This is a genomic window from Komagataeibacter medellinensis NBRC 3288, from assembly GCF_000182745.2.
Classification (GTDB): domain Bacteria; phylum Pseudomonadota; class Alphaproteobacteria; order Acetobacterales; family Acetobacteraceae; genus Komagataeibacter; species Komagataeibacter medellinensis.
In genome coordinates this window covers 1,702,561-1,727,859 of record NC_016027.1, presented here as the reverse complement: position 1 = coordinate 1,727,859, position 25,299 = coordinate 1,702,561, and the positions used below count along the sequence as shown (strand labels likewise).

Annotated in this window: 31 protein-coding genes; 18 read left to right on the top strand and 13 right to left on the bottom strand. The window is 60.7% G+C overall.

The features are described 5' to 3' along the window. Positions 1-402: 402 nt before the first annotated feature. Positions 403-1,665: a dicarboxylate/amino acid:cation symporter gene (locus GLX_RS07910; protein ID WP_407927266.1), complete on the top strand. Its 1,263-nt coding sequence runs from the start codon at positions 403-405 to the stop codon at positions 1,663-1,665. A 134-nt stretch (positions 1,666-1,799) separates the two neighbouring features. Here GLX_RS07910 and GLX_RS07905 read toward each other — a convergent pair whose 3' ends face one another. Continuing rightward, entirely contained in the window at positions 1,800-3,020 is a 1,221-nt protein-coding gene (locus tag GLX_RS07905; RefSeq protein WP_014105464.1) for an NADP-dependent isocitrate dehydrogenase, read from the bottom strand. A gap of 240 nt (positions 3,021-3,260) precedes the next feature. Between GLX_RS07905 and GLX_RS07900 the strand changes: the two genes are divergently transcribed. Then, positions 3,261-4,916, top strand: a complete 1,656-nt coding sequence (locus tag GLX_RS07900; RefSeq protein WP_014105463.1) for a phosphoethanolamine transferase — start codon at positions 3,261-3,263, stop codon at positions 4,914-4,916. Between the two features lie 14 nt (positions 4,917-4,930). Here the strand turns inward: GLX_RS07900 and GLX_RS07895 are convergent, their stop codons facing one another. Beyond that, on the bottom strand, positions 4,931-5,326 hold the full coding sequence (locus tag GLX_RS07895) for a hypothetical protein (RefSeq protein WP_014105462.1): 396 nt from the start codon (positions 5,324-5,326) through the stop codon (positions 4,931-4,933). A 116-nt stretch (positions 5,327-5,442) separates the two neighbouring features. Continuing rightward, complete coding sequence (locus GLX_RS07890) at positions 5,443-6,048, bottom strand: GDSL-type esterase/lipase family protein (protein ID WP_014105461.1); 606 nt, start codon at positions 6,046-6,048, stop codon at positions 5,443-5,445. A gap of 130 nt (positions 6,049-6,178) precedes the next feature. Between GLX_RS07890 and GLX_RS07885 the strand changes: the two genes are divergently transcribed. The 3 genes from GLX_RS07885 (at position 6,179) to GLX_RS07875 (ending at position 8,089) form a co-directional block, all read left to right on the top strand. Continuing rightward, the gene (locus GLX_RS07885) at positions 6,179-7,231 is read left to right on the top strand and encodes a restriction endonuclease (RefSeq protein ID WP_041247721.1); all 1,053 of its coding nucleotides are present in this window, start codon (positions 6,179-6,181) and stop codon (positions 7,229-7,231) included. A gap of 315 nt (positions 7,232-7,546) precedes the next feature. Next, positions 7,547-7,753 carry a hypothetical protein gene (locus GLX_RS07880; protein WP_231850302.1) on the top strand — a complete coding sequence of 69 codons (207 nt, stop codon included), beginning with the start codon at positions 7,547-7,549 and terminating at the stop codon, positions 7,751-7,753. A 3-nt stretch (positions 7,754-7,756) separates the two neighbouring features. After that, positions 7,757-8,089: a DMT family transporter gene (locus GLX_RS07875; RefSeq protein ID WP_014105458.1), complete on the top strand. Its 333-nt coding sequence runs from the start codon at positions 7,757-7,759 to the stop codon at positions 8,087-8,089. A gap of 312 nt (positions 8,090-8,401) precedes the next feature. On the opposite strand, the gene GLX_RS18610 is transcribed toward GLX_RS07875, so the two are convergent. Continuing rightward, positions 8,402-8,578, bottom strand: coding sequence for a hypothetical protein (locus tag GLX_RS18610; RefSeq protein WP_167537198.1), 177 nt, complete (start codon positions 8,576-8,578; stop codon positions 8,402-8,404). Between the two features lie 233 nt (positions 8,579-8,811). On the opposite strand from GLX_RS18610, the gene GLX_RS07865 reads away from it, so the two are divergent. Further along, on the top strand, positions 8,812-9,297 hold the full coding sequence (locus GLX_RS07865) for a phosphate-starvation-inducible PsiE family protein (protein ID WP_014105456.1): 486 nt from the start codon (positions 8,812-8,814) through the stop codon (positions 9,295-9,297). 30 nt (positions 9,298-9,327) lie between these two features. Here the strand turns inward: GLX_RS07865 and GLX_RS18605 are convergent, their stop codons facing one another. Continuing rightward, positions 9,328-9,489 (bottom strand): hypothetical protein, encoded by a 162-nt coding sequence (locus GLX_RS18605; RefSeq protein WP_167537197.1) that lies wholly within the window; start codon positions 9,487-9,489, stop codon positions 9,328-9,330. 215 nt (positions 9,490-9,704) lie between these two features. On the opposite strand from GLX_RS18605, the gene GLX_RS18600 reads away from it, so the two are divergent. Beyond that, positions 9,705-9,881, top strand: a complete 177-nt coding sequence (locus tag GLX_RS18600; protein WP_167537196.1) for a hypothetical protein — start codon at positions 9,705-9,707, stop codon at positions 9,879-9,881. 356 nt (positions 9,882-10,237) lie between these two features. Then, positions 10,238-10,429 (top strand): hypothetical protein, encoded by a 192-nt coding sequence (locus GLX_RS07855; protein WP_041247271.1) that lies wholly within the window; start codon positions 10,238-10,240, stop codon positions 10,427-10,429. 24 nt (positions 10,430-10,453) lie between these two features. On the opposite strand, the gene GLX_RS18595 is transcribed toward GLX_RS07855, so the two are convergent. Continuing rightward, positions 10,454-10,627, bottom strand: coding sequence for a hypothetical protein (locus GLX_RS18595; RefSeq protein ID WP_014105452.1), 174 nt, complete (start codon positions 10,625-10,627; stop codon positions 10,454-10,456). A gap of 80 nt (positions 10,628-10,707) precedes the next feature. Continuing rightward, the gene (locus tag GLX_RS07850; protein WP_014105451.1) at positions 10,708-11,904 is read right to left on the bottom strand and encodes an aldose epimerase family protein; all 1,197 of its coding nucleotides are present in this window, start codon (positions 11,902-11,904) and stop codon (positions 10,708-10,710) included. A gap of 142 nt (positions 11,905-12,046) precedes the next feature. Between GLX_RS07850 and GLX_RS07845 the strand changes: the two genes are divergently transcribed. Further along, positions 12,047-12,520 (top strand): surface-adhesin E family protein, encoded by a 474-nt coding sequence (locus GLX_RS07845; RefSeq protein WP_193360638.1) that lies wholly within the window; start codon positions 12,047-12,049, stop codon positions 12,518-12,520. Positions 12,521-12,669: 149 nt separating this feature from the next. Here the strand turns inward: GLX_RS07845 and GLX_RS07840 are convergent, their stop codons facing one another. After that, positions 12,670-13,587 carry a hypothetical protein gene (locus GLX_RS07840; protein WP_148268560.1) on the bottom strand — a complete coding sequence of 306 codons (918 nt, stop codon included), beginning with the start codon at positions 13,585-13,587 and terminating at the stop codon, positions 12,670-12,672. Between the two features lie 356 nt (positions 13,588-13,943). Between GLX_RS07840 and GLX_RS07835 the strand changes: the two genes are divergently transcribed. The 3 genes from GLX_RS07835 to GLX_RS19335 all read left to right on the top strand — a co-directional run bounded on the left by GLX_RS07835 (position 13,944) and on the right by GLX_RS19335 (position 15,497). Continuing rightward, entirely contained in the window at positions 13,944-14,555 is a 612-nt protein-coding gene (locus GLX_RS07835) for a hypothetical protein (protein WP_228391388.1), read from the top strand. 131 nt (positions 14,556-14,686) lie between these two features. Beyond that, a complete protein-coding gene (locus GLX_RS07830) occupies positions 14,687-15,214 on the top strand; it encodes a hypothetical protein (protein WP_148268559.1) in 528 nt (175 codons plus the stop codon). Positions 15,215-15,320: 106 nt separating this feature from the next. Then, positions 15,321-15,497, top strand: a complete 177-nt coding sequence (locus GLX_RS19335) for an IS5 family transposase (protein WP_014105446.1) — start codon at positions 15,321-15,323, stop codon at positions 15,495-15,497. An 834-nt stretch (positions 15,498-16,331) separates the two neighbouring features. Here GLX_RS19335 and GLX_RS17150 read toward each other — a convergent pair. After that, entirely contained in the window at positions 16,332-16,502 is a 171-nt protein-coding gene (locus GLX_RS17150) for a hypothetical protein (protein WP_231850301.1), read from the bottom strand. A gap of 281 nt (positions 16,503-16,783) precedes the next feature. Here GLX_RS17150 and GLX_RS07820 point away from each other — a divergent pair, with 281 nt between their 5' ends. Then, on the top strand, positions 16,784-18,184 hold the full coding sequence (locus GLX_RS07820) for a GntP family transporter (RefSeq protein ID WP_014105443.1): 1,401 nt from the start codon (positions 16,784-16,786) through the stop codon (positions 18,182-18,184). 114 nt (positions 18,185-18,298) lie between these two features. Here GLX_RS07820 and GLX_RS07815 read toward each other — a convergent pair whose 3' ends face one another. After that, the gene (locus GLX_RS07815) at positions 18,299-20,830 is read right to left on the bottom strand and encodes an excinuclease ABC subunit UvrA (RefSeq protein ID WP_014105442.1); all 2,532 of its coding nucleotides are present in this window, start codon (positions 20,828-20,830) and stop codon (positions 18,299-18,301) included. A 218-nt stretch (positions 20,831-21,048) separates the two neighbouring features. On the opposite strand from GLX_RS07815, the gene GLX_RS07810 reads away from it, so the two are divergent. The 3 genes from GLX_RS07810 (at position 21,049) to GLX_RS07800 (ending at position 22,772) form a co-directional block, all read left to right on the top strand. Further along, the gene (locus GLX_RS07810; RefSeq protein ID WP_231850300.1) at positions 21,049-21,516 is read left to right on the top strand and encodes a hypothetical protein; all 468 of its coding nucleotides are present in this window, start codon (positions 21,049-21,051) and stop codon (positions 21,514-21,516) included. A 187-nt stretch (positions 21,517-21,703) separates the two neighbouring features. After that, positions 21,704-21,934 carry a DUF2171 domain-containing protein gene (locus GLX_RS07805; protein ID WP_014105440.1) on the top strand — a complete coding sequence of 77 codons (231 nt, stop codon included), beginning with the start codon at positions 21,704-21,706 and terminating at the stop codon, positions 21,932-21,934. A 121-nt stretch (positions 21,935-22,055) separates the two neighbouring features. Then, positions 22,056-22,772, top strand: coding sequence for a M15 family metallopeptidase (locus tag GLX_RS07800; RefSeq protein ID WP_014105439.1), 717 nt, complete (start codon positions 22,056-22,058; stop codon positions 22,770-22,772). A 161-nt stretch (positions 22,773-22,933) separates the two neighbouring features. On the opposite strand, the gene GLX_RS18965 is transcribed toward GLX_RS07800, so the two are convergent. Both GLX_RS18965 and GLX_RS07790 read right to left on the bottom strand, forming a co-directional pair. Next, entirely contained in the window at positions 22,934-23,251 is a 318-nt protein-coding gene (locus tag GLX_RS18965) for a hypothetical protein (RefSeq protein WP_014105438.1), read from the bottom strand. 85 nt (positions 23,252-23,336) lie between these two features. Then, positions 23,337-23,675 (bottom strand): helix-turn-helix transcriptional regulator, encoded by a 339-nt coding sequence (locus tag GLX_RS07790; protein WP_407927265.1) that lies wholly within the window; start codon positions 23,673-23,675, stop codon positions 23,337-23,339. Positions 23,676-23,766: 91 nt separating this feature from the next. Between GLX_RS07790 and GLX_RS07785 the strand changes: the two genes are divergently transcribed. Together GLX_RS07785 and GLX_RS07780 are read left to right on the top strand one after the other, a co-directional pair. Continuing rightward, complete coding sequence (locus tag GLX_RS07785) at positions 23,767-24,018, top strand: hypothetical protein (protein WP_014105436.1); 252 nt, start codon at positions 23,767-23,769, stop codon at positions 24,016-24,018. An 82-nt stretch (positions 24,019-24,100) separates the two neighbouring features. Further along, positions 24,101-24,616: a nucleoside deaminase gene (locus GLX_RS07780; protein ID WP_050856161.1), complete on the top strand. Its 516-nt coding sequence runs from the start codon at positions 24,101-24,103 to the stop codon at positions 24,614-24,616. Between the two features lie 13 nt (positions 24,617-24,629). On the opposite strand, the gene GLX_RS07775 is transcribed toward GLX_RS07780, so the two are convergent. Then, on the bottom strand, positions 24,630-25,142 hold the full coding sequence (locus GLX_RS07775; protein WP_041247715.1) for a hypothetical protein: 513 nt from the start codon (positions 25,140-25,142) through the stop codon (positions 24,630-24,632). Between the last annotated feature and the right edge of the window lie 157 nt (positions 25,143-25,299).

The following is a 25,299-nucleotide window of genomic DNA, read 5'->3' as shown; positions in this document are numbered from 1 at the left end:
ACCTGCCTGCATGCAGGGAAAAGAGCCTGCCCTGTCCTCCCTTTCGCCCATGGCATTTCGACCAAGGAAGATGGGAATGGTGTTAGCGATGTTTTATCGTGCATGAGACTTAAGCCCTTAATCTTTTCCTATCTGGATGGGTAGGGTTATCTCGCGATGAAATAATTTTTCATGGAATTGGCTTTGCTGGGTTTTCCGTGCCTGCGCCATACGATGACGTGGATGTGTTTCCCGTCATGGCTAACCCTTGCGGGAGTGCTAGGGGGCATGAAAGGCAAGGGCGCGTGCCATGCTGACTACGGGGGAACATGGCGGCTGGCGATGCGATGATACGTGTCTGTCTTGCATCATGACCGGAGCACGCGTTACTTGCGGCGTGTTTTCCACATTGACAGGACCCCGATATTGGCCGTTCCCAGCAAACATAATGCCAGCCGCCGTACCCGTGCCATCGTGGTGGCCCTGCTGCTTGGCGTTGTCGTGGGGCTGGGGCTCCACATGGCCGGCCCCGCCGCCTATGAGCCCGCCAGCCGTTGCGCCAGTCTGCTGACCGGCCTGTTCCTGCGACTGGTGCGTATGATCATTGCCCCGCTTGTCTTTGCCACACTGGTATCGGGCATCGGCAGCCTGGGTGATGGGGCGCAGGTGCTGCGTATTGGCGGGCGGATCCTGCTGTGGTTTGTCGTGGCATCCTTCCTGTCGCTACTGACGGGACTGGTGGCGGCTAACCTGCTCCAACCCGGTGCTGGCTTCACCGTGCCGCTTTCGGCTGCAAATACGGGCCTTGCGCAGGCACATTTTGATCCGGTGGAATTTGTGCTGCATGTGGTGCCGACCAGTATTTTCGATGCGATGGGGCGCAATGACATCCTGCAGATCGTTGTGTTTTCCGTCCTGTTCGGGCTTGCGCTCCCGGCTGTAGGCAAGGGCGCGCAGCGCATGATCCTGCCATGGACCGGGGAACTGGCACGCATCATGCTGCGGATGACCGACATGGTCATGTATGTTGCTCCCATAGCGGTGTTTGGCTCCGTCATGGGCAGCGTGGCCCATAGCGGGGCGGGCATTCTGGGCACGTTCGGGCTGTTCTTGTGCAAATTCTATGCAACGCTGGGGGTGTTGTGGGCGCTGCTGACCGCCATGACCTTCTGTGTGCTGGGCCGACGTGTGTTTGTGTTGGCGCGGACGCTGCTGCAGCCGATCCTGCTGGGTTTTGCCACCGCCAGCAGTGAATCGGTCTATCCCTTGCTGGTCGAGCGGCTGGAGCAGTTTGGCGTGCCTGATCGCATCAGCGGGTTCGTGCTGCCTCTGGGTTACAGCTTCAACCTTGATGGGTCGGTACTGTTCCAGTCCTTTGGCGCGCTTTTCATCGCGCAGGTCTATGGCATCCATATGCCGCTGGGCCAGCAGGTGGCAATGGTGCTGGTGATGATGCTGAGCAGCAAGGGCATTGCCGGTGTGCCGCGTGCGGCGCTGGTCACGCTGGCGGCCGTCATGCCGCAGTTTGGCCTGCCCGAAGCGGGGTTAGCGCTGATACTGGGAATCGACCACTTCCTCGACATGGCGCGCACGGCGACCAACGTGCTGGGCAATGGCTATGCCGCCGCCGTTGCGGCGCGGTGGGAAGGGGTGCTGGAAAACCGCCAACTGGCGGAAGGGGAATAAGAGTTTTCGGGCGCCGCCTTTCTTTTCAAAAGGCGGCATTTCCTGAGGCTTCCTGAAACAAACTTCACCAAAAAACGTCTTTCATTTTGGTCTTGTGAAAACGTGACGACCGGTGGGCCGTCACGTTCGTGTTTTTACGCCTTGGCCAGTGCCGTGCTCAGCTTTTCATCCAGCACGTCAAGGAAGGGCTGGGTATCGAGCCACTTGGTGTCTTTGCCCACCAGCAGGGCGAGGTCCTTGGTCATCTGGCCGCCTTCGACGGTTTCAATGCACACGCGCTCCAGCGTATGGGCAAAGTGGGTCACATCCGGTGTGTCATCGAACCTGCCACGATAGGCCAGACCCCGTGTCCATGCAAAGATCGAGGCGATGGGGTTGGTGCTGGTGGGCCGCCCTTTCTGGTGTTCGCGGAAGTGGCGGGTGACGGTGCCGTGTGCGGCTTCGGCTTCCACCACGTCGCCCGTCGGGTTCAGCAGCACCGAAGTCATGAGGCCAAGGCTGCCGAAGCCCTGGGCTACGATGTCGCTTTCCACGTCGCCGTCATAGTTCTTGCATGCCCAGACGTAGCCACCCTTCCACTTCAGCGCGCAGGCCACCATGTCATCAATCAGGCGGTGTTCGTAGGTCAGGCCCAGCTTTTCGAACTCGGCCTTGAATTCCCGTTCGTACACTTCCTGGAACACATCCTTGAACATGCCGTCATAGGCCTTGAGGATGGTGTTCTTGGTGGACAGGTAGACCGGCAGCTTCCGGTCGCGCCCGTAGGCGAGGGACGCACGCGCGAAGCCCTCGATCGAGGCACGGGTATTGTGCATGCCAAGTGCCACGCCGGGGCCCTTGAAGTCATGCACGTCGAGCACCTGCTCCGGGCCGCCATCGGCGGGGGTGTAGCGCAGCGTGACCTTGCCGGGACCGGGGATGCGGGTTTCGGCCGCGCGGTAGATGTCGCCATAGGCATGGCGGCCGATCACGATGGGCTGTGTCCAGTGCGGGACAAGGCGCGGCACGTTGGAGCAGATGATCGGTTCACGGAAGATCGTGCCATCAAGGATATTGCGGATGGTCCCGTTGGGCGAGCGCCACATCTTCTTGAGGCCAAATTCTTCTACCCGTGCCTCGTCTGGGGTGATGGTGGCGCATTTCACGCCCACGCCGTACCGGCGCACGGCTTCGGCGGCTTCCACGGTTACGCGGTCATCGGTCTCGTCACGGTGGGTAATGCCAAGGTCATAATATTTCAGGTCGATATCCAGATAGGGCAGGATCAGCCGTTCGCGGATGAAGTGCCAGATAATGCGGGTCATCTCGTCGCCATCCATCTCGACAACGGGATTCTTGACCTTGATCTTTGCCATGGTACGTTTGTCTGCCTTTATGATTTCTATTTTTTAATCGTTGTTTTCTCGGCGCTTTTATCCGCGCTCTGTCTGGCGCCCGTTGGCGTGCGGGCCTCCCGGTGGGTGCATTATTAAGCGCGGCGGCAGGGGATAAAAAGTACTGCTGCGGGGTGGTTCATTCACAAACGTGCCATCACGCAGCCGCAGGGACGGTTGCAGGGCCTATCAGGCACGTCGGGGCCGTGGCATGAACCCGGCATGAATCCGTCCCGCCCGACCGCCCTGCGCCGCCGCCTGCGTGGCTTGTGCGCCCGTTTCTGGCCTGATGCGCTGCTGGGCAGCATGGTGGTGCTGGCGCTGCTGCCCGCCTGCACGGCGCTGCAGGGGGTACTGCGCGCAGTCCTGCTGTGGGGTGTGGTGGCGCTGGCGTGCAACAGCAGGCGGGTGTTGCTGGCCTGCCTGCTGCCCGCAGTCGTGCTGCTGCCCGGCGCGCTTTATTACATCAGCATAAGTGGTGTGCCGCCGGGTTATCCACTGTGGCTGATCCTGTTCTACTGCTCGCTGCCGGTGGTGAAGGGGTATATCGGGCCGGTCCTGCCGTATCTGTGTGCGTGGATGGTGCTGTGGGGGGCGCTTTCGGCGCTGTACTGCCTGCGCCCGCGCGGGCCGGTGGTGCGGTGGCGGCCACGCACGCGCATGGCGTGCATGGGGGTGCTGTTGGCCGTGATCGTGGTGCCGACCGTGCGGCTCTGGTATAGCCTGCCGCCTGCGCGCGGCGGGACCGAAAACCCGATGGTGCCCATCCATGCCCGCTTTGACCGGGCATGGCCATGGAGCGTGCTGAGCGGTTACGTCGCCGCCCGGCGCGAGACGTGGCGCGTGGCACAGATGGCCAGTCGCATCAGCCGTGAACCTGTCCATTTTCTGGCCCCGCCGCCCGATGCGGCACCACAGGTGGTGGTGCTGGTGATTGGCGAGAGCGCGCGGCGTGACCACCAGCACCTGTACGGCTACCCCGTGTCCACCACGCCCGAGATGGAGCAGGTGCCGGGTCTTGTGCGCTTTGATAACATGGTCACTCCCTTTGATTACACGGTGGGTGCCGTGCCGGTCATTCTGTCGGGTTATGACCGTCTGCTGTCTGGTGCCGTACCGGGGCATGACCTGGTATCGGTGTTCAATGCTGCGGGGTTTGATACATGGTGGATCAGCAACCACCCCCGCCTGGGGCCGTATGACAGTGTGATCGGCGCCTATTCGGAACAGGCGCATCATATTGCCTACACCACCGTGCATGGTGGGATCATGAGCAGCCCGGTGCTGGATGAACGCATGTTGCCCGTGGTGGACGGGGCCATTGCACAGGCGCGCGGCCCCGTTTTTATCGTGCTGCACCTGTTTGGCAGCCATGAGAACGCAGCCGACCGTTATCCCGCCGCCTTCAGTCATGTTGGCACATCCTATGACAACAGCATTGCCTATACCGACCACCTGCTGGCGCATGTGCGCGCCAGCCTTGCCGCCCATGGTGGCCCTGCCACGCTGTTCTATGTGTCGGACCACGGGGTGCGCGTAAATGAATGCACGGCGGGCATTCCCGCGCATGGGGATGTGCGTGCGGCGTATGAGGTGCCGTTCTATTTCTGGGCATCCGCTGCCTGGCAGGCTGACCGCCCGCAGGCCATGCAGGCAGCGCGCGACAATACGCATGCCCCCTTTACGCTGGCCGCCATTCCCGCCAGCGTTCTCGATGCAGCGGGACTGGCCTATCAGGGGGCTGATATGGCGCGTTCCGCCCTGTCAGCCCATCCCGGCCTGCCGCGCCGTATCGTGCACGGGGACAGTGCTGCCAACCAGAGCGTGGATTACGATCACAGTCATGATGATGCGCACTGCCATATTGCCCGCAACTGAATGCGGACAGGGGTTCAGTGGCCTTCGGGGTGGGTCTTGCGCCATGCATCGTAGCGGCGCTTGTCCAGGCAGTAGGCCAGGTTTTTGTATAGCTGGATATGGCGGGTGTGGACCACTTCCTCCTGACAGGTGATCTTGTCGCTGTCCTTGTACTCATCCCATGCGGGCTGCAGGACCAGCGCGCGTTCCTTTTCTCCCGTAACGCAGGCATTTGTCACTTCATCACCAAATTCGGTGGTGCAGTCATCCACGATGGGATAGCTGGGAAAGGACAGTGCAGGAGTAGGCAACTGCACTTCGGGGCGGATGTAAAGGGAGTTCAGCTCCCCTTCCGGCACGTTGGCGCGGGCATGGGGCGCGCCGCCTGCTGCGAGTACGCCCAACAGCGCCAGAGTGGTGATCTTCTTCATGTGTCTATGCCTTTTTTTGGGGACTGTTCCAGAAATCTGCTATTGAAACGTCCTGTAAATTATAAAGAAGTTTCTGGTGAAGCTTTTTTCACGACGCTTCGGAGAAGGTCGTCTTTTTAAGTCTGGGCCGATGCGTCCATCCACGCCCGCCACGCAGCCCAGCCATGAATGATGTGGGCCAATTCGTCATATCCCCCACCGGCGGGGTGTGTGCCGTCCCCATGGCTGATTTCGGCACACCACAGGGGCGCGGCAAGCAGGGTATCGGTTATGGGCAGGAAGGGTATCCCCAGTCGCTTACAGGCCGTGGCCTGTGCGGCAGAAAGGGCCTGTGTGCGGACATCTGTCATGGCGGTGCCGGTAGGGGGCGGTCCGACCATCAGTACGGGCCAGTGCGCGGCAGCCATTGCCAGTATGGCGCAGGCAGCGGCCAGACTGCGTTCATACCCGAGCCGAGGCTGCCCATCGGGCCGTATCGTGCAGTCATTGGCACCGAAGGACAGCACGATCCTGCCATCCGCCCTGCCACCAATGCGGGCTTCGGTCTCGGTCTGCCAGCGTTGGGCAATGTCATGGCTGGTCTGCCCGCGCACGCCGAGGTTGTAGAGCGTGACATCATGCCCGGCCTGCCGTTCCATGGCGCATAGCCGCCCGGCCCAGCCCTGACAGGTCTCGTCACCTGTGCCCGTGACGTAACTGTCACCGATAAAGCAGATTCGCATGTCGCCATGATAAGCCGTGTAGGGGATGGAAAACCATGCCGGAAATACAGGTTATTTGCACACTTTCTTATTTTGTTCTCATGTTTTAGGGTCTGCCGCACGACCAATGGCAGGGAGCGGGAACGAAAAGATGCGTGCAGGGATTATGCCATGGCTGTGGGTCTGGCTGCTGCTGGGCTGTACCCCGGCCATGGCCGCACATCCCCTTTATCATTTGGCACCCGCAACGCCCGGCTGCACTCAGCCCGAGGCCCTGCATCGCGCTCGGCACCTGTCTGTAGCCATAGGACATGACCACGCGCTGGCCGCCCTGCACTGCCAGCGCGCGGCGGAGGGGGGAACATGGCAGCTTGTGGGCCAGCATGGTGATGTGTTGCTGCTACGCCATCTTCCCGCGCAGCGGGGAGAGGCTGCCCTGTATTTTCCCGCCAGTGCGGCAACACGGGTGGGCGCATCCCTGCCTGTAGGCCTGTTACGGCTGGTCATAATGGGGGGCGGGGCCATGCTGTTATGGCCGATCCTGCGGCAGGGCTGGCGGTGGTGGCGCAGGCGGCGGGCATGGCGTATGTGCACAGGGCTGATCCGCCAGCATGCCGAGGCCTTGCGTATCCGGCGCAGGCAGCTTGTGCAACCGAACAGCTATGGGGTGGAACAGACCGGCAAATGGCAGCGTGAGATGGCGGCGTTCAGCAGGACCGTCCTGCGTCCTGCGTTGCGGTTACGGCATCTGGACCACGTCTGGCCGGGTCTTGCGGCAGCGGTACAGGCCCGGATCGAGCGCGTTGCCTGCCAGCCCCCTGCGGGTTCCGATGCGGGTTATGCACCTGACATGGACCCCATCGCTTACGAGCATTACTGTGCTGACCGTTTACGGGCATGCGGGTGGGAGGCACATATTACGCCACCGGGCGGGGATCAGGGGGCCGATGTGATTGCCCAGCGGGGCAGGCTGCGGCTGGTCGTGCAGTGCAAGCTGTACCGAAATGCCGTGGGAAATGATGCGGTACAGCAGGTTGCCGCCGCCCGCCTGCACTATCATGCCGATGTGGCGGCTGTTGTCTCCAACGCGGATTACACCGCTTCAGCCCGGCAACTGGCGGGTTCCAATTCCGTATTCCTGCTGCACCATGATGAACTGGCGGATCTTGGCAGTCGTCTGATGCGCACGCGCAAGTTGGGCTAAACCCGACCATGTCATAACATGGCCGCGCTGGTCTGCCTGCCTTTTCCGCCGTGCGGCAGGGCGACTGTCTAGTCCTGTTTGTTGCTGGAAGCCGGTGGCGAAGGATGATTGCGGGTACTCAGCCTGACCGTAATCAGCAGGTGAGCGATCATACGTGCAGAGTTGCTCATGATTCATACCTCCTATCTTCCTCATACATGAATCGTTTCAGAAAAGCGAAGGTTTCCTGCGCGGCGTAAAGTATTTTTGCCTGCTGTTGTGCTCAGCGGTGCGGATACCCATTTCATGCGCAGATATAGCGGGATGAGGACTGCATTGAGACGACACCGCGTGATGCTGGACGGGCGGGAACTGTATGCGGGCGCGCAATGGACACATGTCCAGCGCTTTGCCCGCGCACTGCAGGCACGCGGGCAGGATGCTGTTGCGATTCGGGATGAAACCCCCCGCCCCCCACATGTGTCCCGCCCTCGCTTGTCGGGCCTGCCCCCGCGCAGGCCCCCCCCGGCACGGCAGGCCTGACCGATGGCTTATGCCTGCCTGCTCGTTGCCATACTGGCGGAGGTGACGGCCACGTTCTGCCTCACCCTTTCCAACGGTTTTACCCGGCTCGGTCCTTCCTGCGTGACCGTGGTGGGGTATGGGGTGGCGTTCTATGCGCTGTCGCTGGCGCTGCGCACCATCCCGACTGGGGTGGCTTATGCCATATGGTCCGGTGTGGGGACCGTGCTGATCACGTTGGTATGTCGCGTGGTACTGGGTCAGAAGCTCGATCTGGCCGCTATAGGCGGCATGGCGCTCATACTGGCCGGGGTGCTGGTCATGAACCTGCTGTCAGGCACGGGGCACCACGGATAGGGGAACGGGCCGGTTCCCCAGGAGGGCAGCCCGGACCATTAACGCCGCGTGTCGCCATAGCCGCCCCGCAGGTCATCCACGCAGGCTGCAAGCCCACTGGCAGGCATCTGTATCGGACAGTGATCAGGTCAGTCGTTTCATGGGGGAGAGGTTCCTTTTCCATTAACGGAAGATCTCCCGATCCTGTCAGGTCATCCTGTTATAGAGAAAAAAGGCCGCAAGACGACAGTGTTCCCACGCATCTTTACAACCCTTCCCGCCAAGCGGCTATGCCGGATGCACGCGCGTTGGCGAGAAGGGTAAAGGCAGGCGTTATTTCAGGCCATCGGCCTTGGCCAGTTCCCGCACCCGCCGCAGGAGGGAGACCGCGTAATCCTCGGCTTCCATCTTGGAAGAGAAGCCGCCCAGCGTCTCGCTCAGGCCACCGACATTCACTTCAAGGCTGTACTTGCCCTGTGCATCGGGGCCAGTTGTTGCTGCTTTGCTCATGATTGCTTCCTGTCTGCTCATGCCATGGGCACTGATGGGCGCCATGGGCGACACATTACGTGCCTGCGTGTTATGACATAGGGTGCAGGGCGGGTGTTTCCATGCCACCTGTCGCAATGCTGCCCGCCTGCCGCAGCACTTGACAGCGCAGCGGTTTTGCATGCCTGCCGCGATTCCTGTACAGTCGGTGGCGCAACCATTCACCCCCAGCCAGTAAGGCATTACCCCGCCTGATGATGACACGCCTGCCCGGTTTCCTTCAGATGGCCCGCCTGTTCGATCTGTTCGAGGAGGTGGTCATGCTGGTGCTCACCCTGCTTATCGTCGTCATTGCCGGCACATCGCTGGTGCATGTGGTGGTCGCAGTCGGGCGGATGTTGCTGGCAAGCGGCCTGAATCCGACCAGCCCGGAAATGCTGCAGAGCATCTTCGGCATGTTCTTTACCGTACTGATCGCGCTGGAGTTCAAGCATTCCATACTCGTCCTGCCCGATGCCCAGCCTCATAGCCTGATCCGCATGCGGTCGGTCCTGCTGATCGGCATGCTGGCCACGGTGCGCAAGTTCATCGTCATCGACCTCAAGGAGGTGGATGTCATGGAATTGCTGGCCCTTTCGGCGGCCACCCTTTCGCTTGGGATCGTCTACTGGCTGGTGCGGCCACCAGCGCCCGTGACACAGGCTCCCATTCCCATGCCTGAACACGGACCAGCGGCCTGAGCGGCCTGCCGGTCCGTGATGATGGGCAGTTTATTTCTGGCGGGCGAGTTCGGCCTCAATCTTCTTGATGCGCTGTGCCAGAGCTTGCGCGTGTTCGGGCCGGTCCTTGACGGCAATGTCATGATCGCGGCGCACCTGTGCCAGTTCGCGCTCAAGTTCGGTGGCGGAAGGAAGATGATGGTCTGCTGACATGCTGATATCCCGTTTGCAATTGTTGCTGGAATTCATGTCGGCATGGACAGGTCCGCATGCAACCCGCCATGCATGCGCATGTGCTATGTCATGCGCATGCATGGCGGGTTTGCGATGCCCGGCATGGCTGGCATGATCGGCAGGGGGGCGCAGTGCTGATGGCACCCGGCCCCCGATGGATAGGAACTTTACCGCTGCAAACAGGAGAAGACAGCATGGATTTTAAGGCAGGCGATATTGTGGTGGTAAAGGATGATGCGCCGGTGGCACCGGCCCTGCGGGGCATGAAGGGGACGGTCGTTGAAATCATCGAGAACGGCCAGATCCGCGTACGCGGTGATGGCAGCGGCAACGATGAATGGTTCGACGCCGCCAGCCTGCGGCATGAATAGGGGAGTGAGCGCTTAGTCTCCATCCCACAGGCGCAGGAACGCATAGGGATAGGCCGTGCAGGACTGAACAATGTAACGCATCCGCGCTGACCATTCAGCCTTTGGGCTGTGGGGTGAGATGCGTGCCTGCATTGCCTGTTTTCCTTGCGTGATCTGTCCGCTTACAAACCTGTCAACGTCATGCAAGCATGAAAGAAATATTCCTCCATATCACTTTTGCATGAATGCTGTATGTGTTGTGCAGCAGATGCATTGCGGCTGCGCATGCAGTGTTTGGACGCTGCCCCATCCAAGGTGGTAGAAGGAACGCGATCGCCCCGCATGGCAGATCGATGGACAGACAGCGAAGAGATTTGATGAACCGCAGCAAGATTGTAAAATGGGCAACCATTGTCTCCCTGCTGCTCATGATCGGCAGCGTTGGCGTGCTGGTACGGGGCATGACGGCGGATGGTATCGGGCCGGTGTCATGGATGGTTGCCGAAGGGCTGGCCGGTCTTGGCCTGCTTGGGCTGGGGGTTATCAACATAAGCGGCGGGCGCGACTGAACGCGTCTCTGCCTGCATGGGCTGCTAGTTGCCCATGCCCGGACCGCCGCTGCCGCCGGGGCCATCATTGGGTCCGTCCTGCCCGGGGGAGCCGGTCATGCCGCCCACGCCGCCACTCTGTGACGGGTCGCTGGGCGGGTTGTTGGCTGCACAGCCTGCAAGGCCTGCAAGCAGCAGCAGCGCGGTCAATGTTTTCATCTGAGTTTCCTGTTCCGTGATCACATCAGGGTGAGATATGTAAAGATGATCGGCCGCAAGTCAAAGGTTGCGGCATGGTTTCAGGGAGTACCGTGCCCCATCGGTTCTACGCCCAGGCGGTAAATGGTTGTCTGGTCATAGGTTTCACCTGGCCGAAGGGTGATGGTAGGGAAATCCGGGTGGTTGGGGCTGTCAGGATAATGTTCGGCCTCCAGTGCCACGGCGTCCGTCTGGCGGTAGGCGTGCCCCGCAGGCCCGCTGTAACGCCCATCAAGCGCATTGGCGGTATAGACCTGCAGGCCGGGCTGGGTGGTCAGTACGTCCATGTTCCGGCCCGATGCCGGGTCTGACAGGTGGGCGGCAGGGATCGGTGCCCGCGTGGGCGTGCCGCCCACGATCCAGTTATGGTCGTAGCCGCGCTGGAACAGCATTTGTTGCCCCCCGTCGCGCAGGCCCGCGCCGATGCGCCGGGGCATGCGGAAATCGAGCGCTGTGCCCGCCACTGGCGCTATGGTGCCTAGTGGCAGTGACTGCGCATCTACCGGGGTAAAGGTATCTGCATGGATCTGCAGGATCTCGCTTTCCACCGACCCGCTCCCCTCTCCCCCCAGGTTGAAGTAGCTGTGGTTGGTCAGGTTGACCACGGTGGGCCTGTCGGTGGTGGCGCGGTAATGGAGCGACAGTTCGTTGCGCGTGTTCAGGCCAAATGTGACATGCGTGGTCAGGGTGCCGGGAAAGCCTTCTTCGCCATCGGGACTGACCCGCATCAGGGTCACGCTGGCGGCCTGCGGCGTGGTGGTGATGGTCTCCACGCTCCAGACATGCCGGTCAAAACCCTGACGGCCGCCGTGCAGGGCGTTGGTCCCTTCTGTCTGGGGAATATGGTAGGTGCGCCCATCAAGCGTAAAGCTGCCACCTCTGATGCGGTTGGCCACCCGCCCTACAGTTGCGCCAAAATACAGGCTGCCGCGCGGGTTGTTCACCACGTATCCTTCCAGTGTGGGAAAACCCAGCACCACGTCCGCTACGTGCCCCCAGCGGTCAGGCACGTCAATGGCGGTTATGATCGCGCCATAGGTCATGACCCGCACGCTCATGCCCCGACCGTTAGCCAGCGTGAACTGCTCTACTGTCTGCCCGTCCGCCAGCGTGCCAAAGGGCGCGCGCGTTATGGTTACGGGTTGGGGTGTGGCCCATGCCACGGTGGCGGGCAATGCTGCCAGCAGCCATGTGGCAAGCAGAAGGAGGTGACTTTTACATGGAAGCGTGGCGCGCATGATGCAATCCCGTAACGCAAGAAGAGGCTGGTCCCGATTGGCTGCTGTTATGCTTGCCGCTACCGGCGTGATCCTGCAAAACAGGGATATGAAGCAGGGTCTGGCGTGTACGCCTGTGTGTTGTACACATGAAAGGGAGAAAATGGGATACAGGGTTGTGGTGGCGGTACTGGCCACGGGTATTGCCTGTGGTGGCATGATGGCCGGTGCGCGGATGGCACGGGCACAGGATCTGCCCGCATCCCCTGCGCCGCATGACAGCGTGGAACTGCACAAACTGCCACCATACCAGAACAAGGTTAATGAATATATTGATCTTGCTTCCATCCAGTTGCATGGCGCGCATTCATCGGCAACGTTCATCCAGGATTTTGACGAGGATATGATCCGGCACGGGCTGCCGTTTGCCTCTGTCCGGTTCTCCGTTGTCTACAACTGTGCGGCCGATACGTACCGCACCCTGTCCTATGCCACGTGGTCGGGGCATATGGGCACGGGCCATCGCATAACTGATGGCCCCGTGCCGCGGGGGGAGATGACGGTAGATCCTTCCCTGCGCGATGGCCGACAGATTGCCTGCGCCCGCTGGAGCGCCAGCCACAAGGGCGCTGAATAACAGCCCAATCTGTGGATAAGCCAGTAAATCATGTGGATAACGAAGTGGATGACCCGGTGTGGCATCCACCGTATGGCTGGCGAAACAGGTAAAAATGCAAGATCAGCCTGCTGTGGACAGTCGGTCGCCGTGCGTGCCGCCCGCATGCGTTACGGGGGTGTGGGGGCTGTGGCAGGCGGCTGGCCCGCACCACCATTCTTGGCGGGCAGGATATCGTCACTGCCGCTCGATCCCGATACGAGCTGCCATTGCCGCCGGTCATCCTGATAGCGTGAGAGACACATGAGCAGGGCCTGGTATTTCTCCAGCCGCCCCGGATCGCTGACCAGTGAAAGGCAGGCCCCCTTCAGGTCGCTGTCATACTGTGCCCACTGGGCGGTAAGGGCCGCCTGGCTTTTCTGCTCGGCGGTAATGCATTCCCCGTCGGTATCCTGCATTTCGATGTGGGCGCGTCCGCAATTGGCGGCAATATCGTATAGCGGCAGCACCAGCCTGCGACCGTGTTGGGTATCGTAGGGGTGATGGGCCAGTTTTTCTATGTCCACGCCCGGTGCCGCATGGGTGGCGGGGGCGGGTTGTAGCGGCGGGGGCAGGCTCTCGCCATGGTCCTTGGCATAGTGTGCCAGGTCATCGAGTGCGGCCATTGCTCCGCGGACTGAGAAGGGAACCGGGTCATGTTCGAACGGGATCAGCGCGCCTGTTGCCGCCACCTTCAGGGCATCCACCATGTCGGGCACCGTATCGGGCTTCAGATCGCCGCCTGCCGTGTCCCATTTCTGACCATCAAGGAAGGTCTGCAGCGCAATGGTGAATCTGCCGATCATGACCATGGCCGTTTCTACCCCGCGCGGGTTGCGGTACCGCCCGTGGCGCTGGTGGATGGCGATGCCGATCGTACCACTGGCTGAACGGTAGAACATGACATCCAGCGACCCTTGATGGGACATGACCATCGGCTGGCCTCCAGGCCCGCTATTGGCAAATACCCAGTCAGGGTCGGCCGCGCGGGCCTGCGGCAAGGTACATAGGGTTCCGATTGCCAGGATGGCAGCAGGTAGCAGGCGCATCCCGGCTTTTTCCTTCCGTATCTGCAAAAACATGGTGTGTTGTGAGTATGATAACGCGCCCGCGCCCCTGGGCCAATGCCGCGGGTGGGTACCGGCCTGACGTGGGCGGGAAAATGAAAATCTTCTTTACTATTATTCGGGCTGCCAACGTGGCACGCATCGCGCTGCAAGCAGGACATGCTTTGTCGTATACTGACCATGACCGGACATCATGATCAGGTCAGGCTTGCAGGGTGTAGACATATATTCTTTCGTGTCCATGATTGTGACATTATATGTCTCCATCATATAGCCGTGATTGTCATGATTTGTAACTCCGATTCGTCGGTCTCTGCCGTAATGGGGATTGTCGCAAAGTGAACAGGAAACTGAACCTGCTTCTGGGTTGTCTGGCGTTTGCAGGTGTGCCGGCTGTTGCTGTGGCCCAGTCTTATGATGAAAAGCCGAGTGCGATGCCCGTCGCCATGCTGCCTAGTGACGAAAGCGGCAGCCGCAGTGCATCGCAGATGCTGGTTGATGAACGTGCGGGGGGCTGGGTTGCCATTCATCATACACCCGATTCCGGTGTGCATACCGACCTGTGCATCGCAGGTTCCGAGAGCGAGATCCTGATGTTCCGCGCCGATGCCGATTCGCTTCAGGTGCGCAGCGCGGATGACCACTGGACCCTGGCCACTGGCCAGAAAGGGGACATGACCGTGACCGTGGGTGCCTATACCCATGTGTTTCACATGCAGGCAAACGATGCCACGACGCTCGCGGCCAATATCGCGCCCGGTGAACTGACCACCTTGCTCAATGCCATGGCCGGCACGCATATGGCGCTTGTGAAATTCGGGGATCGTACTACGCTCAGCGTCAACCTTGTGGGCAGCATTCCCGTTCTGGACCGTTTCCGTGGCTGTGCGGAGACCCAGCATTTTGCGGATCTGGGGCAGGGGGCCGGGCAGAAGGCTTCGCCTTTCTAGTGACTGTCCTGCCGGTCATGGGTGCATGGCAGACCGCACGCTGCCCTGTGGTGACAAGGCCCGTCCGTATGGCAGAAACTTCCTTCCAGACTGTCAGCGCAGGCTGATACCCAATGGAAGGAGTACAGGACGTGAGCCGACGTTTTCATCTTGGTGCGCTGGCGGCACTTGCCATCATGGCCGGGGGGCCGTTTCCCAGTGCTGCAATGGCGCGCGCGCGCCGGGCGCAACCTGATGCCCCCCCGCAGGCTCCTGCCCTTGATGTCGCCGCCTTCCAGACTCAGGCGGCCCAATATGTGGGCAAGGCCGTACGCATAGAAGGATGCTACATTACGTCTGCCAATTCAGGCGGGGCGGATTGCGCTGCCTTCCGTATTGCCGACCTGCCCGGGCAGGTGGACTGGAATGGTACCGTGCCCCTTGATGGCACGACCATGGAGGAAGCCTCCCTGCGCCGTGCCCAGCAGATCTGTGGCGATACCGGCCAGCAGCCCCAGTGCCGGGCCGAGGTCAGTGGCGTGGTGTACGATCCGTTCGGCGACATGGGCGTGCAGGGCCAGCGTAATTTCGAATTGCGCAATGCCCGCATCCACTGGCTGGCCCCGGTGGCACCCAAGGCTGCCGCCACTAAGACTGCGGCCCATCATGCTGCGCGCTGAGCCCTTCAGGTGTCTGTTGAAAGATAAGAGACTGTTTTAAAAAGAGTTATTGGGATCTGTTGGGAATTATGCTTTTTGTATCCTCTGAATATGATTCAAAGTTGATATGGGTCGCTTCATACTGACGGATGCCCAATGGGCGAAAATGGAACCGCTGTGCCTTGGGAAGAAGTCATATCGAGGACGCAGCGGGAAGGATAACCGCCTGTTCATCGAAGCTGTGTTGTGGATAGCCCGTACTGGTAGTCCGTTGCGGGACCTGCCGCCGGGTTTTGATCATTGAAACTCGGTTTATTTCCGCTACAGCGACTGGATGGAAGCTGGTGTTTTCAAGAAGCGGTTTCTGGCGATGCCGACATGGACTATGCGACGATCGACGGCACGGTGGTTCAGGTTCACCGCCACGGCCAGGGCGTAAAAGGGGAACCAAAAGCCAGGCAATAGTATGATGGGCATGATGCAGTCTGTCTTGTCTGGTCAGACTTGGTCTGGCTGAGAGACGCTGATCGAGGAAGTCTGTGCGAAAAGGGGCAAGTCTCCACCGAGGAACTTTCGGCCGACGATCTCCGCGATTTTCTGGCATCATCAGAATAGTACAAAATGACGTGCCCTGCCATCTGATCTTGGTTCGTGGTGGATAAGCGTGCAGTTGTGCATTCGCTGGTTGCAACCCGCTGTCTGGCGGCACCTGTCTGAAAAGGTCAGAGGCATGGATCCGGCATTGGGCATGGTCTTTCCTGATGGCACGACAATCTGTGCCCATTACAAGGCAGCCGCAGCGGACAAAAAAGGGAGATATGGTGGACGCCACAGGGATCGTGAGGCGCCTGACTGCTCTTTGGCACCAAGGTCTGCGTAGCCGTAGATGGGCATGGCAGGGCGCTGTTTTTCACGCTGTCGCCCGGTCAGACACATGAACTGCCATCCGCTCATGCTCTGCTTGGAGACCTGTCGCGTTCGCCTGTCCCAAATGGACTTGCAGACACCTGACCGAAAATCTGTGGGCGAGGCTCAGGGAATGGCGGGCTGTCGCAACCCGATATGGGAAGGCAGCCGCATCTTCCTTTCCGTCATTTTCATCGTGGCTACAGCAGATTATATCAGGGCCTGTCAGGCCCTAGCCATTGTGACCAAGCAGGTGGGCGAGCAGCGTGAAGCCGCCGCCGCACAGAAGGCTGCCCATGACCACCATGGGTACGATCCACATTTCACGCATGGCCGTTTTCACATGCGCCATCATCCGGTGCGCGGACTGGCGGTGTGCGGGGGATAGAACAGGGTTGATCATGATTGTCATGGCGTGACGTCCCAGGGCGCGCGATGGCCCAAAAAAGCGACAGCGGTTTGTGACCGGTGGCGCGTAATGCAGACAGCGGACACGCCTGTCAAGCATGAAAATGACCAGCAGGTCTGAAGGGTGTGGCAGCTACGCTGTAAATGACGAAATTCGGCTATTTTCCGTTCATGATATGCTTTAAATAAGGGACGGCGTTGCGGGGTATGGCCGTATGTCCGATAAGATGTCTCTGGCCATGCATGCGTGGTTTTGCTTTCTTACGGAATTCATCCATGACTCCGCTTGCACTGATCCTGATTGGCCTTGGCTCGATTGCCGTTCTTCTGGTTCTGATCCTGTGGGTGCGGCTGCATCCCTTCGTGGCGCTGCTGTGCGTGGCGGTGGCGGTGGCGGTGCTGACCGGTATGCCGGTGGAGAAGCTGGCCGATTCGATTCAGGGCAGCATGGGCCGTACCATGGGCCATATCGCCATTATCGTAGCCCTTGGGGCCATGATCGGGCGGCTGATCGACCTCTCCGGCGGGGCGGCGGTAGTGGCGGGGCGGCTTGTTGATCGCGTTGGAGCCGCCCATGTGCCGCTGGCGCTGGTCATCGCGGCCTTCGGGGTGGGCATACCGGTTTTCTTTGAAGTGGGCGTGATCATGCTCATGCCGCTGGTCTATGGCATGGCGCGCCAGACAGGCCGCGCACCCGCAGTCTTTGGCATACCCATGGCCGTCACGATGCTGACCGTGCATGCCCTGCTGCCCCCCCATCCCGGCGCCGTGGCCGTGGCGGGAGCCCTGGGCGTGGGAGCGGGCCACATGCTGTTACTGGGCCTGCCGCTGGCTGCCGTGGCGACGGGATTGACCTATGTGCTGACCCGCCCAATCATGGCTCGGCCCTTTGGCTGCACACCCGATATCCGTGCGGTGGTGGATGAGGCCAGCCATGTTGCCCACACCCATGATGCGGCAGATGGACCGGCCAGACAGTTCATGCAGGCCAGCCAGCGCCGTCCGGTCGGTGCCGGTGAGATTGTAATGGTGATTGCTGTGCCGGTCCTGCTGATGGTGGGGGGCACGCTGGCGGGGGAACTGATGGCGCCCGGCCGCCTGCGCACGGTGCTGGTATTTGCGGGTATTCCCTTCGTTGCTCTGGGGCTGGATGTGATCCTGTGCGCGTGGCTGCTAGGGCTGCGGCGTGGCGTAGCACTTGGTACCGTATCCGAAGTGGTGGCTGCCGCCCTGCCGGGCACGGCCATTATCATCTTGATTACCGGTGCGGGGGGCGCGTTTGCACAGGTGCTGGTAGGCAGTGGAGTGGGGGATGCGCTGGGTGGCCTGCTGGCCGCCACCGGCCTGCCGTTGCTGGTGCTGGCTTTCGTGCTGACCATGATCCTGCGCGTCGCACAGGGGCCGACTACCGTGGCGCTGATGACGACAGCCGGCATCCTTGGTCCCATGATCGGACGGCTGCATCTTGACCAGACGCATCTGGCGCTGCTGGCGCTGGCGATGGGGGCGGGGGGCATGGGGTTCTCCCATGTCAATGATGCCGGGTTCTGGATCGTGACGCGCATGTGCGGTGTGAGCGTGCGTGAAGGGCTGTTGAGTTGGAGCGTGATGACGCTCATTGCCTCCGTTCTGGTCTTTGTCGGTGTGGCCGGACTGTGGGCGGTGCTGCCTGCCTGAACAGTAAAACGGTAAAAGTTTTTGGGTGCCGCCTTTTTTCAAAAAGGCGGCGTTCTCCTGAAGCTTTTTGGACAAAGCTCCACCAGAAATTTCTTTACGGTTTAAGGCGGTTTCTCAAACTGTTAGTGGCAGAAGGTACGGGGCGGTTCTGCTGGCCGCATTGCGGGCGACATCGTACGGTGTGCCTGCCGCCACGATCCGGCCGCCGCCATCGCCTGCCTGCGGCCCCATGTCGATGATCCAGTCCCCCCGTGCGGCTACGCGCATGTCATGCTCGGCCACGACTACCGTATGTCCGGCATCGACCAGCGATTGCAGGTGTATCTGCAGGCGGTCCACATCGGCTGGGTGCAGTCCGGTGGTCGGTTCATCAAGAATATAGAGCGTATGGCCCCGGCGCTGCTTCTGCAGTTCAGTCGCAAGCTTGATGCGCTGCGCCTCGCCTCCCGAGAGTTCGGTCGCGGGCTGCCCGAGCTTGAGATAACCCAAGCCTCCCTGTTGCAGGGTGCCAAGGGCAATGGCAAGGGCTGGCGTGTCGGCAAAGAAGGCGGCGGCTTCGTCCACCGTCATGTTCAGTATGTCGGCAATGCACCGGCCGCGCAGGGTTACTTCCAGCACTTCGGGCCTGTAGCGTGTACCATGACAGGTGGGGCAGGGGGAATACACGCTGGGCAGGAACAGCAGTTCCACCATGACGGAACCAGCACCCTCGCAGGTGGGGCAGCGTCCCTTGGGCAGGTTGAATGAAAAGCGGCCTGCGTCATACCCCCGCGCCTTTGCCATGTCGGTTGCGGCATAAAGCCCGCGGATCGTGTCAAACAGGCCGGTATAGGTGGCAAGGTTGGAGCGTGGCGTACGCCCGATCGGCTTCTGGTCGATCATGACCAGCCGCTTCAACTGGCTGGCTCCCGCCGTCACCTGTCCGCACGGCGTGCCTTCGGGTAGGTCGTTCACACTGTCGGCATCCGGGTCGGTCGCCAGTTTCTGCCCCAGTGCGTGGGCCACCAGCACGGGCAGCGCCTGGCTGACAAGGCTGGATTTGCCCGAGCCGGACAGCCCCGTCACGGTTACGAACGTGCCTAGCGGAATATCCACCGTCAGGTCATGAAGGTTGTTCCACGTGACTCCTGCAAGTTTCAGCCATGTCGTGGGTGTGCGGGGCGTGCCCGTGATGGGCGCATCGCCTGCGAACAGGTAGGGTGCCGTGCGCGAAAGCGGGACCGCGCGCAACCCGTCGGGCGGACCACTGTACAGCACTTCCCCGCCCCGCGTGCCGGCATCGGGGCCGACATCGACAATCCAGTCCGCGCGGCGGATCAGGCACAGGTTGTGTTCGACAATAAAGAGCGAATTGCCACCAGCCTTCAGTCCCTCCAGCGATTCCAGCAGGTTATGGGCATCGGCCGGGTGCAGCCCGCTGGAAGGTTCATCCAGCACATAGACCACGCCAAACAGGCCCGAGCGGATCTGCGTGCCCAGTCGCAGGCGCTGGTATTCCCCCGGAGACAGGGTGGTGACCGACCGGTCGGCTTGCAGGTAACCCAGCCCCAGGCGTTCCAGAACCGCGATGCGCGCGATCAGGTCCCCGGCCATCCGCCGTGCCGCAATGGCCGTGGCGTCGCCTTCCTGCGGTGTGGTGTCCAGCGCCAGCGTGCCATTGGCCAGCGGGGCAAGGGTGTGCGCCATGGCGGAAAGCGGCTGGCGCGTCATCTGCGCTATGTTCAGTCCGCACAGTGTAACCTGCAGCGCATCGGGGTTCAGGCGCTGGCCATGGCAGGTAGGGCAGGGGGCCGCGGTCAGGAACCGTTCGGCCCGCCTGCGCATGGCGGCACTCTGTGATGTGGCGAAGGTGTGCAGCACATAGCGCCGTGCGCCGGTAAAGGTGCCATTGTACCCCGCTGGAATATGCTGGCTGATCGCGCGTTGCACGGCAGCGTGGTCCAGGCCGGGATAGACGGGATAGGTCGGGGTCTCATCCGTGTACAGGATCCACTCCCGGGTGGCCTGCGGCAGGTCGCGCCACGGGCAGTCCACGTCCACTCCTTTGGTAATCAGGATATCGCGCAGGTTCTGCCCCTGCCATGCTGTAGGCCAGGCGGCCACGGCGCGCTGGCGGATGGACAGGCTGTCATCGGGCACCAGCAGGGAAGTGGTGGTATCCATGATGCGGCCCTGCCCATGGCATTGCGGACACGCTCCCATAGGCGTGTTGGCGGAAAAGGATTCTGCTTCCAGCCTTTGTATGCCGGCCGGATAATGGCCCGCGCGGGAGTAGAGCATGCGCAGCAGGTTGGACAGTGTGGTGATGCTGCCAACAGATGACCGTCCGGTGCCCGTGCCGCGCTGCTGCTGGAGCGCAATGGCGGGTGGCAGCCCTTCTATGCTGCTGACATCGGGTACCGGCATCTGCCGGAACAGCCGGCGGGCATAGGGGGAGACGGATTCCAGGTACCGCCGCTGCGCTTCCGCATACAGCGTGCCAAACGCCAGCGAGGACTTGCCCGAACCAGACACCCCAGTGAATACGACCAGTCTGTCGCGTGGCACGTCCACATCCACATTTTTCAGGTTGTGTTCACGTGCGCCACGTACCTGCACGAAATCCGCCCGATCGAGCGGGCTGGCTGAAGGGGGTCTGTGCGACATGAAAAATGGCCTCTATGCGCTGTTCCGGCCGGGACCGGGTTCGGGGCATCATTATACTGCCGCCTGCTTATTTTGCATGGCTTTGTTATGACATGTTATTATCGCACGTTTTATAATTGATAATGCGGTATAACTTTTGTCTTGCTTGACCGTTGGCGTCGGGCGGCGCATCAGGGATGCAAGGTTATGACGATATGAAAGATAGGGTGGGTACAAGCATGAAGAGCGTAATCATACTGGGCGTATCCCTATGCCTTGGTTCAGCGGGTATGACGCATGCGGCGCATGCGGCGCATCAGGGGGACGTACCGGCCATCGTGGCTGAAGCCGAGCACCATGTCGCTGCCACCCAGCCCGAACCCGGAGCGATGGTGTTCCGCAATGTGGCGGTGCATGGCGTGGACGGGGCATCGGTGGTGTGTGGCGAGATGGCTGCTAAAGATGCGCCAGCAGGGAGCACGCACATGAAATTCGGCTATGTGCAGGGGCAGGATGACCCCGTGGTGTTCAGCGGGCGCGACGTGCCGCAGAAGATCAATTTCAACGATGTCAATTCCTGGCTCAATGACAGCGTCAAGCTTGAGGATCTTGAAGAAATGGGCTGCGTGCCCAAGGGCACCTATCACAGCTATAATGAGCGACTGAGTCACGTCATGTCCCAGCGCAAGCAGTTTGGCGTGAACTGAACCGGGCAACCTGCGCCGGTGTCATGTGTTGTGCACGACATGTATGCCGTCCCTCCGCCGGGTCGCGCACGGGCCACGGGCGAGTTGGCCTGGGGGCGGATTGCACGCTGTGCGCCAACGCGCACCATGATCTGGCATTGCGCTGGCGCACAGGCAGATCACCATGCCGGATGAAAGAAGGTAATTCATGACAGATGTAACGCAGGCCATGCTGGGCCAGGACGTGATTGCAGCCGGTTCGGGTCGTATGGGTACGCTTACGGCAGTCAATGCCGATGGCACGATCCAGATCACAGTGGATGGCCCGGCAGAGAGTACGTTCAACATTCCCCTCTCATGGGTGCAGTCCACTGATGGCGGCAAGATCCTGCTCAGCCACACGGTGGAGGATGTCCAGTCCTACACCCCGCCAGCCTGAGACGCTTTTAAAACAGGTTACTGACAAAAGATAACAAAAGCTTTTGGAGGACACCTTTTCTAAAAAGCTTCACCAAAAACTTCCTTACGATTGCACGGCGTTTGATGGGCGGGATCGTGGCATGACGGATGGGACAGGCCCCTTGTCTGGCCTGCTGGCTGATACGGGGGATGACACGTTTCGCGTGCCCCTGCGCGCTTCCCCGGTTGTGTTGGGGGCGAGGGTGGCGGACCTGTGCATGCCTGCATTCCCGCCCGCGCACCGCGCACCTGATCTGGTTGATCTGGCCCGGTTCGATCCGGCTTTGGCGCTTGATATCCGTTATGCCACGGCGCGTAATTTCCTTGGTTTTCCTGTTTATCCATCAGCGCGGGCGTTCCTGCAGCGCCCGGCGGCCATTGCCCTGTCACAGGCGCGCGAACGCGCGGCCCAGCATGGTTGTGGCCTGCTGGTTTATGATGCCTACCGGCCGTGGCATGTCAGCGCGCTGTTCCGCCATGCCGTGCCCGACAGCCTGCATGATTTTGTAGGGGACCCCGCGCAGGGTTCGCGCCATAACCGGGGGTGCGCGGTGGACCTGACATTGTGGGATCTGGCGACCCGGCGGGTTGTACCCATGCCGTCCGGCTTTGATGAAATGACCGCGCGTGCCCATACAGGTTATGCGGGTGGCACTGTGCAGGCGCGTAAGATGCGTGACCTGCTGTCCAGCATCATGCAGGCCAGTGGTTTTCTGGCGCTGGCTGAGGAATGGTGGCATTTCGATTTCAGGGACTGGCAGGACTATCCCGTCATGGATCTGTCATTTGACGCGATCGGCACAGGTCTTATGCCCTGATTGCCATGCATGCTGGCAATGCAGTTCAGGTAGAATTCTGGAATTGTAAGGAAGTATAAGAGAAGGTCGCCTTTCCAGGAAAAGGCGACACCCGGGGCATGCCATCATTGTTCATTAATGGTATTTTGGAAATACACGTTCAGTTCTTCTGACCCGTTGCCTTAATTGTCATGCAGCGTACGGTCGATCGTGCGTCCCGCCTTTTCGCCCGGCCCTTTTGGCGGGTCAAAGGTGTCCTGCATCTTGTCACCAAAATGATCCAGTTTTTCACCTGCTGTCTCATGATGGCGCTTGCATGCGCTCAGGCCGGTGCCCGCCACGGCCAGCGCCAGACCAAGCAGGGCGATCGAGCGCAGGTTGCGCCATGTAGGGGCGACTGGGGCGGGTGGCGTGACCACGCGGTTGTGATGCAGGGCAATGCGGAACTGGAAATGGGTCGGGTCTGATGATGGCGTGTTGGAATTGTTGGGTGTGCCCATGTTCCGAAAATCCTGTTCTGGAAGACTGTGGTTGAAACAGCGGGGCAGGTGGGACGGTTCCCTTTACACGGGAATGTGAGGTCCTTTAGCTGAACATGGCCCGGCACTCCGGGCACAACCGCAGAAAGCGGCCATCGGCCACGAAGGCGCTTTCGCAGTTCAGGCAGTTGCGGCGGACCTGGTCAGGCCGGTCCATGGGAATGGCATGGCGGATGCGGTGGCGGCGCAGGTGGGCTTCCAGCGTTTTGATGTTCAGGCCCAGCTTGCGGGCCGTCTCGCGGGTGGAGCAGCCCTGCTGATGTAGTTGGGTGACAGAGGGCGCGATGGTGCTCCAGTCCAGTCGTGGCGGACGGGTGCGGCGGGGCGTGGATGATACGTGTGTGATTGAGTGTGCATTTTCATACACACAATGTGTAAAAAAAATATACATACAGCAAGGAAATTAAACCGATCTGTTAGATGAATCGGTGCCTGCTAGATATTTGTGTATCTTTTCTGCACAAACGGAGATCCCCATGCAAGATCCCTATCTGCCCGATGGCTGCACGCCAGCCGATATTGATGCCCGATTCGCATCCGATGAGCCTCCTTGGGTTGCCCATCATGTTCGCCAACTCCAGCAGTACCTGTGCTATCTGGCCACGATCCGGGCCGAACTGGCAGCCGTGCGTTTTGAGGGTCCGTATGACACGTGCGATATCGTGGCTGCCCTTGATGGGGAAATGGAATCCGCCCGCGAAGCGATCGCACATCCCCTGCCTGCATGAGCCACCTGTCATTCGTGTTTGAAAAAGAATGGTCCGGGCGGCACATATAAAAAGGCGTGACCCCCTTGATGGATATGTCCTGATGAGCAAACCAACTGGCCTGCCCGACCTTGATCATGCACACTTCCTGCGCCATGCCTTTGGCGTGGCTGAGCGCGCGCGGCGCGGTGGTGATCACCCCTTTGGCTGCATCCTAGTCGATGCTGAAGGGCAGGTGGTGCTGGAGCAGGGCAATGGCTTTACGGCGGAAGGCGGTGACATGACCGCCCATGCGGAACGCCTGCTGGCCACACGGGCCTCGAAGCGTTTTGCGCCTTCTGTCCTGGCGGGGTGCACGATGTACACTTCAGCCGAACCCTGTGCGATGTGTGCAGGCGCGGTGTACTGGGTAGGGATCGGCCGCGTCGTGTTTGGCCAGAGCGAGCACAGCCTGAAGGAAATGACCGGCGACCACCCCGAAAACCCGACACTCGACCTGCCATGCCGGACGGTATTTGCCGCAGGCCAGCGCTGTGTTGAGGTCATCGGCCCGCTGCTGGAGGAGGAAGCCGCCGAATTGCAGCGTAGTTTCTGGCAGGCCAGGACGGGTCAGGAATAGGGCGACGGCCTTTTCAGAACCCGTTCGTGGTCGTCTGTCCGTTGGCCATGGAATAGGAGCATGCCCTGCTGCCGTCGGTCACCACTAGCCAGATGATGTTGCGCAGCCCCGTATAGAACTGCCCCGCATCGCGCAGTGACGTATAGCCGTGGTGGCGGAACCATGAGGCGATAATGGTGGTTGGCTGGTTGCCAAAAGACTTCCGGACCGTATCAAGCAACTTGTCGCATTGCGGGCGGGTGAAGCTGTCATGGTTCTGGTACCAGATCCCCACCAGGATGCTGTTGCGTCGGGGGTCGAAATCGGCAACCGGCATCATGTCGCTGTCATAGCTGTCGGGCAGGCTGTCAATTTCATGCTGCATGGCGCGCTCGGCGCGGATCAGACCCAGGTCCATCATGGTCAGCTTGTCCGCAAACAGGGTGCTGATAACCTGTGATGGCGGGGTCTGGGCCGTGGCGGGCTGGATGAAGAGCGCGCAGGCAAGGGCGCAGGACAGGAACAGGTAACGCAAGATATCCCCCATGGCGGACTGATTTGGACCATTGTGATCATGGATGCGCCATGCCTGTGACCCGGATGGGCAACCGGGGCCGCATGTCATGACAGGGATTAAATAAAAATAACTTTCAAAGCCATGCATCCAGCCTTGAATGTTATGCATATAAAGCCTATCTGCCATG